Raw genomic sequence first — 17,188 nt, forward strand, 5'->3', positions numbered from 1 at the left:
TGCAAAGTCAATTTCTGTCAAAGTAATTACGAAACATTCAAATAATTAGATTGGTAAAAGAATGAAACTGGAAGGAAGAGTAGCGTTGGTCACCGGAGGAAGCCGCGGTATTGGAAAAGCCGTTGTGCAGACCCTGGCCCGTGAAGGGGCAAAGGTTGCCTTTGTGTACCGATCCAGTGCCGAATCAGCAGAACAGATTGTGAAAGAACTGGCTGAAGAAGATTGTGAGGCGTTTGCGATTCAGGGAGACGTTGCCAATAAATCAGAGGCCGATGCTATCGTCGATCAGGTGATCGAAAAATGGGAAAAGGTTGATATTCTAGTCAACAATGCCGGCATCATTCGAGATGGGCTTTTGGCAACAATGTCTGCAGAAGACTGGCAGGCAGTCATCGATACTAACTTAACCAGTGTTTTTAACTTCTGTCAGGCAATTACTCGTCCGATGATGTCGAAACGCTACGGACGCATTATTAATATGTCGAGTGTAGCCGCTCAGTTCGGTAATGCTGGCCAATCTAACTATGCTGCCAGTAAAGGGGGAATCATTGGTTTTACCCGCTGCCTGGCTACCGAACTGGCAAAACGGGGGATCACAGTCAATGCGGTTGCTCCCGGTTTTATTGAAACAGATATGACCGTAGACGTTCGCAATGCCGCCGGTGACCAGATCAAGAAGCATATCCCCGCGCGTCGTTTAGGGCTTCCGGAAGATATCGCGAACGCGGTACTATTTTTTGCGTGCGAACAATCATCCTACGTGACTGGTCAAACATTGTCCGTAGATGGTGGATTAACTTTAGGTGGAATTTGATTGAAATGAGTCCGAAACAGCTCGTTGCTGTTTCAGGTAAGACATATATTGTGTTATCGATAAATTTTTGAAATGGGTCAATTTTGTTTATCGATATCGAAAACTGTCGAAACTATTCTTCCTGCCGAATGGTTTCTTAATCAGGCTGGGTCGGCGGGACTAATCGGCCAGTATCAGGTCGAATCAAGGAGTAATTAGAGATGCCAACAAGAGATGAAATCTTCGATTCAGTTCGTGAAACACTTGTAGATGCACTCGGGCTGGATGACGATGAAGTCGTACCAGAAGCGACGCTTATGGGAGACTTGGGAGCTGAATCCATCGACTTTCTGGATATCGCGTTTCGGCTGGAAAAGGCCTTCGATATCAAAATTCCACGTGGTGAGCTCTTCCCTGAAAACATTGCCTCTTCAGATTCTGGTTTTGTTAAAGATGGTGTTTTCACTGAAGCAGGTATTGCGGAACTTCGTGAAAAAATGCCACATGCAGACGTTGAATCGTTTACCGCAGATCCCAAAGTAGAAAAAATGCAGGATTTGTTTACGGTTGAAATGCTGGTCAACTTCTTAGAAGCACGCCTCCCCTGATACACAGTAAAAGGGGCTGGTCAACATAAATCAGCGATGTCGCCACAGCTCGCTTTCGCGGGCTGTGGACTCTGTCAATTCTTGATGACTGTCAGAAACAGCAGCCAGAGTTTGACCAGTTCACTTGGTACGTATTAGGGATTACCAACTAAAGGGCTCATCAAAATGAGATGGTTCTGGATAGATCGCTTTATCGAATTCGAGAGTGGTTCTTATGCGAAGAGTGTAAAAAACATTACACTTGCAGAAGAACATTTGCATGATCACTTTCCTGGGTTTCCCGTAATGCCTGGTTCTCTGATGATCGAAGGCATGGCTCAAACCGGTGGCATTCTATTAGGCGAGATCAATGATTTTGAGCATGTCGTGATTCTGGCTAAAGTTCCCAAAATGACGTTTCATAGTTGGGCCAGTCCAGGAGATCAACTGGTTTATACGGCAAAAATCACAAATGCCGGTGATGAGGGGGGAGCAGTCGATGTGACCGCCATGGCCGGTGATCGACTGGTTGCAGAAGGTAGTATCATCTTTGTTCACCTCGATCAGAGCGATTCGGAATTCGGAGCCATCAATCAGAAAAACTTCGTTTTTTCTATGAATCTGTTGGGAATTCTAGATGTCGGGAAAGCGGGAACTGGCGAAGATTAAGCATGAGTAGCCTATTTTTAAGGCCTTGGTCTGGAGGCCTTGATTCGAATTCAGCTACAATCATAATTCCAGCATGTAAGAGCCGAGTATACTTTCTGGCAGCGAATTACTTCTCTCTGAGTTAAAGAGCGCTGTAATTCGTCTGCTGTTACCAAATTCAATTTAAAACAAGAACTCGAAGTTATGAACCGCCGTGTTGTTATCACAGGAATTGGCGCAATCACTCCCCTGGGAAAAACTGTGGAAGATACCTGGAAAGCACTCCAGGAGTCCCGGTGTGGGATTTCCGAGATCACGCATTTTGATGCCTCGAATTTTCCGACGCGCTTTGCCGCTGAAGTTCAGGACTTCCATCTGGAAGACTATGTAGACAACCCGGATCGCTTTGAACATTCCGGACGCAACATCCGCTACGCCATTGGTGCAGCAACGCAGGCTGTTAAAGATTCCGGAATTCTAGATGACGATTTTGACCCTGCGACCTTCGGTGTTTACCTGGGAGCAGGCGAAGGACAACAAGATTTTTATCAGTTTATGAAGATCATCGCGCAGGCTCAAAATGATGGCGAAGTTGATCTGGAAAAATTTACCAAAGTCGGACTGGAACAGCTGAATCCGCTTTTCGAACTTGAGCAGGAACCAAACATGCCAGCCGGGCACTTGGCCAGCTTGTTCAACGCACAAGGCCCGAACTTGAATTGTTTGACTGCTTGTGCCGCGTCCAGCCAGGCAATTGGTGAAGCTTCTGAACTGATTCGTCGTGGTGATGTCGACATCATGCTCTCAGGTGGTGCACACAGCATGATTCACCCCTTTGGAGTCACCGGCTTCAGTCTACTGACAGCACTTTCTACGCATAACGAAGCTCCTGCTAAAGCATCACGCCCCTTCGATCGCAATCGAGATGGTTTCGTTCTAGGTGAAGGGGCAGGCATGATGATTCTGGAAGATCTGGAACGAGCGCAAAAACGAGGTGCCAAAATTTATGGTGAGCTTGTTGGCTATGGTTCCAGTGCAGACGCTTATCGAGTAACCGATATTCATCCTGACGGGCGTGGTGCCATCAAGTGTATTAACATGGCCATGAAACATGCAAATGCCAACCCCGAAGATATTCACTATATCAATGCGCATGGTACGAGTACGGCGGTCAACGATAAAGTCGAAACGAAAGCCATCAAGGGTGCATTAGGCGAAACGGCTTATCAAGTTCCTGTCTCCAGCATCAAGAGTATGATGGGACATTTAATCGCTGCTGCCGGAAGTGTGGAAGCGATCACCTGCCTGATGGCGATTCGGGACAATGTGATCCCGCCTACGATTAACTATGAAACGCCCGATCCAGATTGTGACTTGGATTACATTCCTAACGAAGCACGCCAAAAGGGAGTCAAAAAAGCGCTTTCAAACAGCTTTGGATTTGGGGGACAAAACATTTCGCTGATTTTCTCAGAGTTTGAAGGCTAAGTCTGAACCCGGAATATTGGCAATGACGATCGACTGCAAAACAATTACACTATGATCTAAATACTGAAGCTCAAGATTTTCAACCTTAGTCGATACGTTGAATCGAGATTTCGAACATCACCCGTAAACAAAGGGAGCTTGTCAAGGAACAAGACAAGCGAGATCACTTCCATGGAGTAGGCTGTGAGTTGGTTGTTTTGGTGCATAGTAATTGTCATTCTTTTAGAGCTGGTGATACAGTATTGCATTATGCGTGCTGCCTATCCAGTACTCTTCGCTCCTATGCCAGGACGACTTGATCTTGCTGGATCTCCCGATGATCTTTTGAAACAAAATCACACATTTCAGATTGAACATGTCGAATTTTCGACGACTGACGGATTGATCTTACGTGGTTTCATCGCTACTCCTAAAAAATCGGATCCTAAAGGACTAATCCTCTTTTGTCACCCTTTTAAATCGAGTGGAGCAATTGCGCTGAGTCAATGTCGTGCTTTGTTGCAGGCTGGTTTTGCTGTTTTCTCATTTGATTTTCGGAATCATGGTGAAAGTGATATCGACCTGAACTACCAGGCAATTCATTGGTTATCCAAACACGAGATCAATGATGTCAAATCAGCGATTCATTTTATTCGTACCCAATCCAAATGGGCTCACTTACAACTTGGCTTATTAGGTATGAGTCGTGGTGCTGGTGCGGCACTAGTTGTCGCTGCACAATCCTCACAGATTCAATTTGTCGCATGCGAAGGAGCTTTTGCAAACGAAGATCTTTTTCTGGATCATGCTATTCGCTGGGGAGAACGATTTGTACCAAGGTGGTTTATTCAATTAGTGCCAACCTGGGAAGTCGTTTTCGCATTTCGCATCATGCTCTGGTATTCTCAAAAACGTCAAGGGTGCCAATACGTGAATCTGAAACCATATCTTTCATCCTTGAGAGACCGGGATTTATTATTTCTTGTGGGAGAAAAAGATCAAAGTGTTGTGCCTCGCATGACTGAGTTAATCACAAGAAAAATTCACGATTCCCGGATCACAGTCTGTTCAGTTCCTGACGCCATTCATAACGCCGGTCGCAATGCACAACCTCAACAGTATGATAGCGCTTTGCTTCATTTCTTTTCACAAATGTCGGTAGGGGATTCACCGCAACCAGCAAGTAATTCTGAGAAACAAACGAAGACGGAACCAGAGCTGGTGTCGGGAGATATTTCGAGCTCAATTTATTAGTGCTGCCTTTTTGACAGCGATTGTGCTTTGTTTACTGAAAAATAGGTCGTATCACAGTCAGAAATGAAACGTCCATCAGTCAGTGTTTGATTTAACGTATTTAAAACATAAGACTTACAATGACTCGTATATTTAAGCCTGACAATGGTATCTGATTTGCTTATCTTAGAGGTATCGAATCGATATTTGCACGAGTTGATTTTTAGGCTAGGCTTAGTACAAGCTTCTCCTGGTGTATTAGCCTTCCGAAATTATTTGATGAGATCAATTATGGTCATTGCCAAATCTCAGACTCCTTATCAATTACTGATCGCTGATGATGACCCTGGTTTCCGTGATGTCCTGAAAGAACTCCTGAATCCCTATTTCAAGTTATTTGAAGCGGAATCAGGAGAAGAGGCTGTGGAACTTGTGGAACATGGGCAGGTCGACATCGTTTTGCTCGACATGCACATGGACGTTTTAACAGGATTGGAAGCGGTGCGGATCATGAAAGAGATCAACGCCATCTTACCCTGTATTCTTATCACGGCTGATGCAACCGATGAACTGCGACAGGATGCCACCGCTGCAAATGCTTATGATGTTCTGTCTAAACCAGTCAAACGGCAGGAGTTAGTGACGACGGTATCTCACGCTTTGGTAGACACTTACCAAGATCCTGATATTCCTTCCTGGTTAGGAAATTAGATTGGTTGCTCTCTGGTCTGAAGCCATTTTTCTACCACCTCGCATTTCCCTCCTTTGATCTTTGTTCCCGATAGCGTCTACTCACTTTTCCCATAGACTCGACTTTCCATAAACTAGCTGGTGAAGTACACTTCCAGTCCGAAAAATATTTCTTAACAGCACGCCTGAATCCTGCATTGAATGTAGTAATGCAGATCACCAATTGAAGAGGTTGTGCGGCGGAAAGGAGTCTGCCATGTCATTCGTACCGACCCGGTTCATTCACGCAAGTAACCTGCATCTTGACCATCAACCACAGGGGATAGGGAAGGTTGACAGCGAATCACAAATGATTCTCGAAGATTGTACGCTGACAACCTTCGAGCAGGTGATTAAGGCTGCTCTCGAACATGAAATTGATTTTCTGTTGCTGACAGGTAATACCTTGATCGAAGAAGATCACAGCATTCGCGCTAAAATTTCATTCGTAGAAGGTTTGCAGCAACTGGCATCTGAAAACATTCAGGTCTTTATCCTTCCAGGTCAGCACGATCCGCTGAGTGTCTGGCACTCTCAATTTCATTGGCCAGGCAACGTCACATTTCTCTCGCCGCATGATCACGACATTATTGACATCATGCGTGCTGATGAAACCATCGCGACGTTGCAGGTTCTGGAATCCGCTCATTACAAAACAGAGCAATCCTTAAAGCTGAATCAGAGAAATCAACTGTTCAATCAGCACGATCAACGCGCCATTTCCATTGGTATTCTTCCCGCCAAGGTAACAGAGGAAAAGACTGATCATGATTGTGAATTAGAGCACTCACCCTCGCAAGTTGTATCGGATCAATTTGAAGAAGTCAGTTTTGATTACATTGCATTGTGTAAAGGAACTCAGCGGCATACGTTTGAAATGCAACCAGGCATTGCTCACCATCCCGGCGTAGCTCAGGGACTGAATTTCAACGAAAGCGATAATAATGGTGTTACTTTAGTCACAATCAAACCAGAAGAGCAGTTGGAACTTCACTTGTTGAATCTCGCCACCGTTCGCTGGTTAGTGATCGAATTACAGATAGATCCAGAATGCTCCCGAAAACAACTCAAGCATCTTATGCGCGAAGCTCTCTTTTCTTATCAAAATGCTGTTTTTGAAAAAGTCTGGATGGTGCGTTGGCAATGGGATGGCTCAGGCGAGCTATTTCAGTCTCTGAATATAGCCGAGAATCAAAGTGATTTAGGTTTAGAAATCGCGAGCGAACTCAGAGACCACCTGCCTGTTCGAATTGAACAATGCTTTGAACTGCAAGCCGATACTGCGAAACTCACCAGCAGGTCAGCATCTTTAGTAAAACGTTATCATGATCAGCTTGAAGCATTCCAAACAGATACAGACACACCACTGAAACAATTAGTCACACATGTTGCGCATCTTGACCAGACCTGGTCACGCCGCATGGAGTCAATGATTCAGAATATGAATGAGCAACGTATCTTTAATACAGCCATCCGAAACGGACACAATTGGCTTAACATCTCTTCGGATGAGGAAGTGCACTTATGAAAATCACCAGAATCCATATCGACGAATTTGGAAATTGGAATGATCTGAACCTTGCGCCCTTCAACGCAGGGGTTAACGTTTTTTATGGACCCAATGAAACGGGTAAATCGACTTTAATGCGAATGATTCGCAGTGTCCTTTATGGATTTCAGACTGAGGGAATTCGTGAGCAGTCACGTGTACCAGATTCGACTCATTGGTCTGCCTTACTGGATATTAAACATAAAGGACAAGTCTACGAAATTCGTCGTCAGACGAATTCCAGAGATAGAGGTCACTTTTCATTTCAAGGAGAAACGCGGGGGCTCTCGAACCAGGACCTGCTCGCCTCTCTGCATGCTGGTGTAAATGAAAGCGTATTCGAAAATGTATTTGCGATTGGCTTAAATGAATTGCAGGAGCTGGGAACACTACACGGCGATCAAGTTGCTCAACATATTTATGGACTCTCTTTGGGACCAGAAGGCCAGGCGATACTTGATGCTTCCAGCGAGGTAGTGAGATCAAGGCAGCAACTCTTGAGTCCCGACTTCAAGACCGGAAAGCTGGTCGATCTTTATCAAAAACTTGATGATGTGAACGCGAAACTTGCTGACTTAGAGCAGCAAACACAGCGATTCTTCAGTCTGTCCGATGATTTGCAAATGCTATGCACGGAATCAGACAGTCTTAAAAAACGGAGAGAAGGTCTACAATATCAAATTCGAGGGCATCGATTTCTCGACCGTATCTGGAAGCCATGGCAGGAAGTACAAACGCTGCATCAGAAATTGAGACAACTTCCAGTCGTCAACGACTTTCCAGAAGATGGCGTCGCACTGCTGAATGATTACGATCGGGAATTAAAACAGATTAAAGAAAAATTGACCGAACTAAAGGTGGATCTGAAACGAGTAAGTGCAGAAGCAGAACAAAATAAAATTGACAACGACCTGCTCAACTTCGCGCCAAACATACAAAGTCTGGTTGATCAGAAAAACTGGATCATCGATCTGGAACGCCAGTACAAAGCAGGAGAAACCCGGGCACGTGATGCTGAACTCACATTACAAAAATATCTCGGCCCGAATCAGACTCTTGACGAGATCAGTCATATTAAAACGACCCCCGACAACAACCAACGCCTCATCGATGCCGCGCATCAGTATCGGATCGCGTTAAGAAAACGCAAGAATACACATCAGCGATACAAAAAAGTTTCGCGAAAATACCAGCAAACGCTAGCTCACCTTCAGGAACAATCGAATCGATTATTAAATGGGCATTCGATCGATGAAGAATTGCAGAAAGCACGCGAACGAATGAAACATCTGGAACGTCTTAGCCAGTTACGGATGCGTGAGTCAGAATGCATCATTCGACAAGAAGCCGTCAAAGAGCAGTTGGCGCGGCTCCAAACACATTCCCGGATTCCCAGTTGGGCCAAAAAAACGCTTTTCGGTTTTGCACTAGCTGGAATACTGTTACTCATTGCTGGTGCTTGGCGCGGAGTAACCGATGTTATTTACATCGGCTTGATTTACTGTCTCACGGGATTGTTTCTGGGTGGAACGACATGGGCGATCAAAAAACATTTTGAAGTCGATGTCGATGATCAAGTAGAGGATTTGCAGGATAAGAGTTGGGCCTTAGACGTTCATCTAAGAGAAACGCGACAGGAGATCGAACGCCTGCTGGAAGATGAATATTTTTCCTTAAAGCTCATTACCGAAGGGCATTCGCTGACGACTGACCGATATCGAGAGAATATCCCCGAGTTGAATTTCAACGATGAAAACATTCTTCGTGCGGATTTGCTGCATGGACTGGCTTTAAAGATCGGTGAACTGGAGCAGTTGAAAGTAGCACAAGAACAGACACAGAAAACACGCCAGTTACTGGTGAAATTGAGAAACCGTTCTCAAGAAATTCAACGAGAGTTTAGCAGCAAACGGCATGAATGGTGTGAATGTCTCAAAGAACTAGGATTAACTGAGACACTGAAAATCAATGAAGCATTTCAGATGTGGCAGCATGTTTCTAACGTTCATTTACACGCTGATCAATTTCAGCAGGAAAAAAAACGTATCCAGCCCCTGGGTGAAATTATCAATGCCTATTCCTCTCGTGTACATGACCTGGGGCAGCGTATGGGGCGCAATCAGCACGAGTTTGACAAACCATTCGAAGTGGTTTCCCAATGGGAGTCCGAGATTGAAACGTTCGCTGAACATCAAAAAGAACTGACTCGCTTGCGTAAAGAAGAGCAAAAAATATCCCAGGAATCAGATGTTCTGGAATTAAAACTCGAAGAACTAAATCACAAATGCTCGAGATTATTAATCCGTGGGGGAGCGGCAAATCGAGACGAGTTTATCCAACGAGCCGTTTCACTCGAAGAACGCATTCAGCTTGAGAGTGTACTGGAAGATGCACAAGCCGAATTGGAAAAGGCCAGTCGATCCGAAAACGAGCTTGCGATAGTTGAAGAAGATCTTATGGATTTTAATTCAGATGAAAATGCTGAGCATCTGGAAATGCTGAATTTAGAACTGGAAGACATTGAAAGTGATCTGGTGACAACTGCGGAAAATATGGGACGCCTGAAACAGGATTATCAGAACGCTAAAAACGACCGTAGTTCCGCCCATTTACGTTTTGAGCGGGAACAGATTCTTGAACAAATCCGACAGGCTAGTGAAAAATGGTTTTCGGCTGAAGCTTCCTCGGTAGGTTTGAGTAAGTTGCGTTCAGAATACGAACGCAACTGCCAGCCTGAGACCCTTGCAATCGCTTCTGAATACCTTAGTCAATTAACCAATGGGAAATACAAAAACATTTGGACTCCTTTGGGAGAACAGTTTCCCAAAATTGACGATCAACAGGGGCAAACATTAACTGTCAGTAAACTCAGTAGTGGAACGCGAGAGCAACTGTTTTTGGCGATCCGGCTGGCAATGGTAGAACGCTTTCGAAATAACGGTGTTGAACTACCTATGATTCTGGATGATGTACTTGTGAATTTCGATCAAAGTCGGACAGTCGCTGCGATAGAAACATTAAATACTGTTGCAAAGAAAGGGCAGCAATTTTTGTTATTTACCTGCCATCTGCATTTGGCCCGATTGTTTGAAGAACACGGTTGTCCTCCAGTCAGGTTACCGGACTCAAGCTCACAATCAGCAAATTCTCCGAACCAGTTTCCTCCTCAAAATGACGAGACTGAACAAAAAAAAGAACGAGAGTCTTTATTAGGCAGGCGAGACTACCGTAGGGACCACTCGCATGCTTCCTCGACCGTTCACAGTCAACTCATTCCGCCGTTCTATTTAGATCGTTCCATGCCTGTCGAGGAAGCACCTTCCATTGGCGTCAAAACTGCAAATCGACTGGGAAAAATTGACATTTTAACGGTCAACGATTTTCTAGAATGTAATCCAGAAGTAGTCTCTAAGAAATTAAAGGTTTCGCATATCAACCAAAATACGATCCGCGAATGGAAAAAGCAGGCCAAGCTTGCTTGTTGTATTCCCGGACTACGAGGTCATGACGCTCAAATATTGGTCTCCTGTGGATTTTTTGAACCGGAAACAATCGCCCATACTTCACCCCAGGTACTCTTCGGAAGAGTGAAATCGTTTATCAAAACGAATGCAGGGCGAAGAATTATTCGTAACGGCAAAAAACCGAATTTTAAGGAAGTCTCTAATTGGATTCTCTGGGCTCAGAAGGCACGAGAGCTAAAGGCCGCATAGCGAGTCTCAAACATTTTTATTTCTTTATAGTTGAAATCAGATGCCTTCTTAGTAAATTGAGTGCTACTTTTGTGACTCGACTTTTGGCAATCGCTCGATTCACTGTTAAGCCAATCTCTTCTACTAACTCAATTCCATCAGCAACGAGAGCTACAAAAGCCTGTGGAACATTTTCCGTATCTTGCCAGGATTGATCGATATCTAAAACAATTGAAATCGCAAAATCACAGGCATGTTGCTGTTGCGTTTTCTTGGCCAGTGTAATGGCTGCATCAGCATTAAATGCAGAATGGTTGTCTTCCGCTTGATTCGGTTGCAGACTGGAAAGGTTGTGTTTTGCGAAAATCATGCCTCCTGCATAGCAACCATTTGAGCCTGCGACGTCCGTCAAACGGTAAGACAGCAGTCCTCCGGTACCGCACTCACTAGTCGCCAGAGAGAGATGTTGTTCATTGAGCATGGTCACAACGACATGCTCTAGTTCTTCATCTTCATAGCCATAAATGTAGTCTCCCAGTCGCTCATGAATGATGGCATCTGTCTCAGCAATTTTCTGTTCACAAACCTCAACAGACTCACCAACGGCTTTGATTCGTAATGTGATTGTCGCCTCATGTGCTGTGATTCCAACCTCCGGGTCCCGCCCCCGACTGGTAATCTCTCCCAGAAGTTCTTCTGTTTTCGATTCCCCGACACCAAAACAGTTAATACGAACAAATCGAATTACATTCGATCCTTGGGTGAGACGGGGCAAAACAGACTGATGAAACATCGGTTTCATTTCTGAAGGGACGCCCGGCAGCGCCGCGATACAGCAATTTGTTTTTGAATCTATGTGTGGGACAACCATCCAGATTCCCGGGGCAGTTCCATGTAGATTCTGGATTGGTTCAGAACCTTTGGGAAACATGGCTTGAATCCGATTTCGTTCAGGCATCTCGCGATAGCGCTTTTGAAACATGTTTTCAATAACTCGGAGAGAGTTTTCATCCAAAATCAGATCGACATCCATTAATTCGGCCATCGCCTGCCGTGTCAGATCATCCAATGTTGGTCCTAGTCCTCCCGTGATCAATACCACGTCAGAGCGTTGCGTGGCAACTCGGAGTTGATCAACAATTTCATCGATATGATCAGCGATTGTGGAATGGAAGTGTGTCGAGATTCCGATCGCAGCTAATTGCGTACTTAACCATTGGCTATTGGTATCCAGCTTTTCTCCATTTGTCAGTTCGCTACCGATGGCAATAATTTCTGCTCGCATTAATTCTTCCCGTATGGAGAAAATCGGCGTGATCCTAAGGAATGAAGTCTATATTGCAATTGGTCAAGACGCAATTGGTAGCGCCAGTTTATATTGCTCGACTGTTCTTTCGACCATCGTTTTCACATGAAAATCATGTCTGACTAATTCTCGAGCCGCCTCACCCATCCTCCGGGCTTTAAGGGGGTCTTCCAGAAGTTTGAGGATGCTGTTTGAGAGTGCTTCACTATTTGAAGGTGGAACCACTAATCCAGTTTCCCCGTCTCGAATGACGGAATAGATTCCTCCAACGCCGGTCGCAATCACCGGTTTTGCTAATGCCATTGCTTCCAGCATGATCGTTCCCAGGCCCTGCCTGAGCGAGGCTAGACAGAACATATCCATGGCAGCCAGTGAAATCGAAAAGTCATAGAGATTAGGAACAAAAGTGACGTTTTCTGATATTTCTAAATCGCGCGCTAAGTAACGCAAGTTACCTTCTTCGGGACCAGCACCAGAGATCAAAAACTGCACATTCGGATTGACGGTCAAGACTCGGCTGGCTGCTCCCAGGAAATAGGGGAGTCCTTTAATTGCTTCTAATGGTCCGGCTGTACCAATCACGGGTTGATGGTCTTGAGAGAAAACAGGTGCGAGCTCAGCATGGTCGGGAACATCTACACCGCTGGGTATGACTAAAACAGAGTCTTCTGGTAAACCAGTCCGAGCAAGTAAATCTTTTTTGACAGAATCGCTTACAGTGATAATTCCTCGGCACCAGCGCATATCGATTCGCAGCCGTTCGTCGCTTTGTAAGTAGTCGTTAACCGTGAGAAGAAAAGGACGTTTGATCTGTCTGGCAAGCCACTGCCCTTGAGGAAGCACATGTCGAGACTGGATATGAATTAAATCTGGTGGGTGCTTTAACAGTTCCTGTTTTACCAGTCGTAATACAAGTTGTCCCAGCAAGGGAACATTCAAGTTCCGATACTCTGCAATGTCTAACTTCAACCGCATACTAGGGTCAATTTTTGTCGCATCAGGACAAACGATACGAGGTTGAATCCCGTAGTCTGTGATATATTGGGCTAAGCGCAGTGTATAAGCGGAAGTACCTCTAACCTCAAAGGGGCTGGCAAACAACAATACTTCAATAGGAGAATCTGCTTTACTCATTCTCTTTTCTCAACTTTGATTTCTGAAAGACAAAATCAAAGCAACAACCTGGAACAAGACCACAATTAGGAACGACGAAGTGCTATAGGAGGGGAAAGAATTTCATTCAATATAATTGCTTGCCGTAATGACTTCGGATTTTTTATTAAAGATCGGTTAATTTTCACTTCCGACCGTTTGGTAGCACGCCTTTTGGGTTCATCAGATAGGGAACCAAATTTCTCTGAGAGATGCTTGTTGACGTTTCCACCGATATTTGTTTGTATGCTTGTCTGGACGTGAGTTTGCTGTTTCTCTTGAATGCGCTCACGCACAGATCCTCCCAGACGCTCTTGTCGCTTACGCGCTTCAAGTTCGGCACGCTCGCGAAGTGATTTTTGAGAGTCGTTGGATGCCTCGACTGGTTTATTAACAGGCTGCATCTTTTGTCTGGCCTGTTGAGACTGCCTGCGTTGAGGCTGTGACTTGTTTTGTTGACGCCTGCGGCGTTGAGGCGCTTGTTGGACGGGAGCCGCAATTTCGAAATCATCCTCTTCAAAAAAATCGACTTCCACAGGTTTCTGTTTTTTCTGCTGCTTGGGATTAATGGCCTCTTGCAGAAATTTTTCTAATTCATTCTGGAGTGCCGCTTTTTGTTTGATCTTGCCGGGCTGTGGCTTGTTCTTTTCCTTGGCAATGTTGCTGATGGCGCTCACCGCACTGATCACTAGAAAGAGGATCCCAAAGAGAATTCCAATAATGTCGGCTGCGAAAAGGGGAGCACCCATAAGTTAACCTCGGTCTTTCATTCTCATCTCACGGCTCACATTTAGGGAGATAACCCCCCTGATCAATTATTGTGGGGTCGCGGTAACTTCTCTTTCGGGGGTTCCGATCGTGTCTCTCATTTTGGTATCGGCCTGAATATTCTTCAGCTCGTAATAATCAATCAAACCGATTTTTTTCGAACGAAATGATTGCGCAATTGCTTCCGGTACTTTGGCTTCCGCCAGAACAACTTGTGCACGATTTTCTTGAGTGAGCGCCACCATTTCCTGTTCGCGAGCCTGTTGATCAGCACGTCGTTGCTCCGCTTTCGCTTGAGCAACACGCATTTCTGCTTCCGCATGGTCCGCCTGTAAGCGTGCTCCAATATTCTCGCCGACATCAATGTCAGCAATATCAATCGAAACGATTGTGTAAGCCGTTTGTTTTTCAAGACCTTCATCCAACACAATCTGTGAAATTTTGTCTGGGTTCTCAAGAACATCTTTATAAGTTTCCGTTGAACCTATAGCCTGCACAATGCCCTGTCCTACACGGGCGATCACGGTTTCTTCTGTGGCACCACCGACTAATTGTTTTAGATTAGTTCGTACGGTCACTCTGGCACGCACATTTAACTGAATTCCATCGCCGGCCACTGCGTCTAACGTACTATTATTTTTTCGTGGGTCGGGGCAATCAATGACTTTAGGATAGACGCTCGTTCGAACCGCATCCAGGATATCTCTTCCTGCCAGATCAATGGCCTGAGCAGCCTGCCAATCGAGTTCAATCTTGGCTCGCTGAGAAGCAATGAGGGCGCGAATTACATTAGGCACATTTCCACCCGCCAGATAATGGGCTTCCAGGTCCCGTGTGGAAATATCGTAGTGTCGAGTGATGCCCGACTGTATGGCCATAATTTTACTGCGGACGATAATCGTCGGATTCACTTTACGAATAGTCATCATCACCAGATTCGGAAATGAAATTTTGGCATTCGTCATCTTACATTGAACCCACAATCCAGCAAATCGGGCGAAGACAGCAAAAAATACCAGCACACCGAGAAAAATTACGACTCCCACTATCCAGGCGATTGTTGAGCTGTTGTCGGCAGCCAGAATGTTCAAGGCGCTCATAGTTGCATTCCTGTCCTAAGAATAAAGGATATCCATGTGTTCTTGTCAGCCAGTGGAATCAGTCTGTGAAAACCAAATTATTTCCTGTATTTGTATTTTCTAATTGTAAAGTAATTTCTGAAAGCCGGCTAGAGACTACTCGAATAATTAGCTTTCAGGAACTTCGAAATCGAGAGTGTCGTTTGCGACTGTGTCATCAAATGGAGGTTTTTCAGAATCTGATTGAGGAGGCTCAGCCAAGGTTTGTTTTGCCACTTTCACCACCAGTCTTGCGCCTTCCACAGCGATTATTTCTACATCCACCTGAGGATCAATAATCATTCCCTGACTCTCACAATTAAGTCTCTCATTATCAACGAGTACAAACCCGCTGGGGTTCAAAAGAGTTTGAGTTTTCCCGATTTTCCCGATCAGTGAACGCAGATGTTCAGTTTCTTCTCGAAAGCCAGTCACTTCTTCCAGTGTGGGAACCTCATGAATGATTTTTTTGCCCCAGGTTGTATTAGGGAAGAATTTGACGGCAAAACCCAGAGTGGAGGGAATTAATATTAAAACACTGGCAATATAAGTCCACCAGATAGAAGGGCTTGTATCCCACCAGGCCATCCAGGCAGACCAAACTGATGCAGCCAGGCATAAAAGTGCCAGTACAGCGATCAGTCCTGCAGAGGGAACGAAAATCTCAGCGACAAACAGCATTAAAGTAACTGCTAATGCGAGAATTGCGATAAATGAATAATCCATCAGATTTTCCCTGTGTTGTTCCTCTCCAGTTTGTCTTGACCAGACAAAGTACAACAACTGGAATGAATCAAATATGACTCTCTCAGCGCATGCCTAGTGTCGACAGCACTTTAAGTAACGGCATTCCTATTGTAGCTGCTTTAAAAAACAAGGCAAGACGCGAACACAAATATCGGTCTCGGAATGTCTTATCTCAATTTTTGGGGTCGAGTTAGAGCCACACCTGTCAGGTGTTTCTCTAATAGCAACTGCCTTCACAAAGCCGTGATTGGCAGGGAAAACAATATTCAGGATCGGGCTGGTCGCTGAGATCAACGATCCAGATATTTCGAAAACGAACCGGGTTACTGTGGTCCTGAAGCTTGATCGGGAATAGCTCGGCCCCTTCCTGCTTGCCCCCTCCTGTTTTCGCAATAATCGAATAATCTTGATGAATGGGAACGCCATTGTGTAATACAGTAATGTAGGCGTTTTTGATTTTTTTGCCGGCATCATTAAATCGAGGTGCGACAAAAGCAATGTCGTATGTCTGCCATGAAAGGGGCGGAAAACACATATTCACATCGGCACGCTTTTGTTTATAAAGCCCTCCACATTCGTTTTCGACTCCCTCCAGTCCGAACGAATCAAGAACCTGGACTTCATAACGACTTTGTAAATAGATACCGCTATTACTTCGAGCCTGCCCTGTGGCATAGGGCATATAAGGTAATCGGAACTCAAGGTGCAGACGAAAACTGCGATATTTCTTTTTAAGTTCTGTGCCGACACTCAGCAGGCCTTCGTCCGTAATCTTGCCATTTTTGAAGTGCTCAACAGACGATCCATCAAACAAAACGGTTGCATTGGCCGGTGGTTTTGCGCCAAGTGTGATGCTCGTTCGTTTGTATTTGGAAAGTTGACCGAGTCGATGCCCGGCTTGATCTTGTACAACCGCCACGCCTCCTTTTTTCACTTCAATCTGGAATTGATCTCCTCTCAAAGTGAGCTCATCCCCGTTGCGTGTGCCTTCTAACTCGCTTCTTTCAGAGTGATCCCAGCCATTCCCGGGAAGTCCTCCGTTGTAGAGGGATGCGATAAATTTCCCTTCTCCACGGGCAACCACTTGCAGCCCCATCGCACACTCCCCACACCAGGAGCAGTTTGTACCAATCAAGCCATAGTATTCGCCTTGAAAATGAAAATCTTCATCTACTTTGTTGATGTCCAGGATCGCAAATTTTTTGTCACCTTTCTTGGCTTGAGCCCATACTTCGGACGACATGAAACTGGAAACACAGAAAAAACAGATAACTACAAGACGGAACATCAACATCCTATCCTCTCTAAAAGACTTAATTAGAACAGGTCAATAATTTTGCGTAAGCCACCATTCTGGAGAGGGCGTCCACCATTTGCAAGTCTGGAATTTATGTATGAA

General features: G+C 45.1%; 14 protein-coding genes. 8 read left to right on the top strand and 6 right to left on the bottom strand.

Going from position 1 to position 17,188, the window contains the following annotated elements; all coding sequences use genetic code 11:
* Positions 1-61 precede the first annotated feature (61 nt).
* From fabG to V202x_RS01705, 8 genes are all read left to right on the top strand, one after another.
* On the top strand, positions 62-814 hold the full coding sequence (gene fabG, locus V202x_RS01670) for a 3-oxoacyl-[acyl-carrier-protein] reductase (RefSeq protein WP_145170631.1): 753 nt from the start codon (positions 62-64) through the stop codon (positions 812-814).
* Between the two features lie 200 nt (positions 815-1,014).
* A complete protein-coding gene (locus V202x_RS01675) occupies positions 1,015-1,401 on the top strand; it encodes an acyl carrier protein (RefSeq protein ID WP_144980659.1) in 387 nt (128 codons plus the stop codon).
* Positions 1,402-1,566: 165 nt separating this feature from the next.
* Positions 1,567-2,049: a 3-hydroxyacyl-ACP dehydratase FabZ family protein gene (locus V202x_RS01680; RefSeq protein ID WP_145170633.1), complete on the top strand. Its 483-nt coding sequence runs from the start codon at positions 1,567-1,569 to the stop codon at positions 2,047-2,049.
* A 183-nt stretch (positions 2,050-2,232) separates the two neighbouring features.
* A complete protein-coding gene (gene fabF / locus V202x_RS01685) occupies positions 2,233-3,516 on the top strand; it encodes a beta-ketoacyl-ACP synthase II (protein WP_145170635.1) in 1,284 nt (427 codons plus the stop codon).
* A gap of 183 nt (positions 3,517-3,699) precedes the next feature.
* Complete coding sequence (locus V202x_RS01690; RefSeq protein ID WP_145170637.1) at positions 3,700-4,749, top strand: alpha/beta hydrolase; 1,050 nt, start codon at positions 3,700-3,702, stop codon at positions 4,747-4,749.
* 258 nt (positions 4,750-5,007) lie between these two features.
* Positions 5,008-5,439 carry a response regulator gene (locus V202x_RS01695; RefSeq protein ID WP_232098771.1) on the top strand — a complete coding sequence of 144 codons (432 nt, stop codon included), beginning with the start codon at positions 5,008-5,010 and terminating at the stop codon, positions 5,437-5,439.
* A 235-nt stretch (positions 5,440-5,674) separates the two neighbouring features.
* Positions 5,675-6,985 (top strand): exonuclease SbcCD subunit D, encoded by a 1,311-nt coding sequence (locus V202x_RS01700; RefSeq protein ID WP_145170639.1) that lies wholly within the window; start codon positions 5,675-5,677, stop codon positions 6,983-6,985.
* A complete protein-coding gene (locus tag V202x_RS01705) occupies positions 6,982-10,719 on the top strand; it encodes a DUF4332 domain-containing protein (RefSeq protein ID WP_145170641.1) in 3,738 nt (1,245 codons plus the stop codon). The genes V202x_RS01700 and V202x_RS01705 overlap by 4 nt, the downstream gene beginning before the upstream one ends.
* A gap of 16 nt (positions 10,720-10,735) precedes the next feature.
* On the opposite strand, the gene V202x_RS01710 is transcribed toward V202x_RS01705, so the two are convergent.
* From V202x_RS01710 to V202x_RS01735, 6 genes are all read right to left on the bottom strand, one after another.
* On the bottom strand, positions 10,736-11,983 hold the full coding sequence (locus tag V202x_RS01710) for a CinA family nicotinamide mononucleotide deamidase-related protein (RefSeq protein WP_145170643.1): 1,248 nt from the start codon (positions 11,981-11,983) through the stop codon (positions 10,736-10,738).
* A 63-nt stretch (positions 11,984-12,046) separates the two neighbouring features.
* Entirely contained in the window at positions 12,047-13,138 is a 1,092-nt protein-coding gene (locus tag V202x_RS01715; protein WP_145170645.1) for a glycosyltransferase family 4 protein, read from the bottom strand.
* Positions 13,139-13,203: 65 nt separating this feature from the next.
* Positions 13,204-13,905, bottom strand: a complete 702-nt coding sequence (locus V202x_RS01720) for a hypothetical protein (protein ID WP_145170647.1) — start codon at positions 13,903-13,905, stop codon at positions 13,204-13,206.
* A 66-nt stretch (positions 13,906-13,971) separates the two neighbouring features.
* Positions 13,972-15,024: a flotillin-like protein FloA gene (gene floA, locus V202x_RS01725; RefSeq protein ID WP_197993170.1), complete on the bottom strand. Its 1,053-nt coding sequence runs from the start codon at positions 15,022-15,024 to the stop codon at positions 13,972-13,974.
* Between the two features lie 147 nt (positions 15,025-15,171).
* Positions 15,172-15,768: an NfeD family protein gene (locus V202x_RS01730; protein WP_145170649.1), complete on the bottom strand. Its 597-nt coding sequence runs from the start codon at positions 15,766-15,768 to the stop codon at positions 15,172-15,174.
* A gap of 238 nt (positions 15,769-16,006) precedes the next feature.
* Positions 16,007-17,077 carry a DUF1080 domain-containing protein gene (locus tag V202x_RS01735; RefSeq protein ID WP_145170651.1) on the bottom strand — a complete coding sequence of 357 codons (1,071 nt, stop codon included), beginning with the start codon at positions 17,075-17,077 and terminating at the stop codon, positions 16,007-16,009.
* Between the last annotated feature and the right edge of the window lie 111 nt (positions 17,078-17,188).

Origin of the sequence: Gimesia aquarii (assembly GCF_007748175.1) — a bacterium.
Lineage (GTDB): Bacteria > Planctomycetota > Planctomycetia > Planctomycetales > Planctomycetaceae > Gimesia > Gimesia aquarii_A.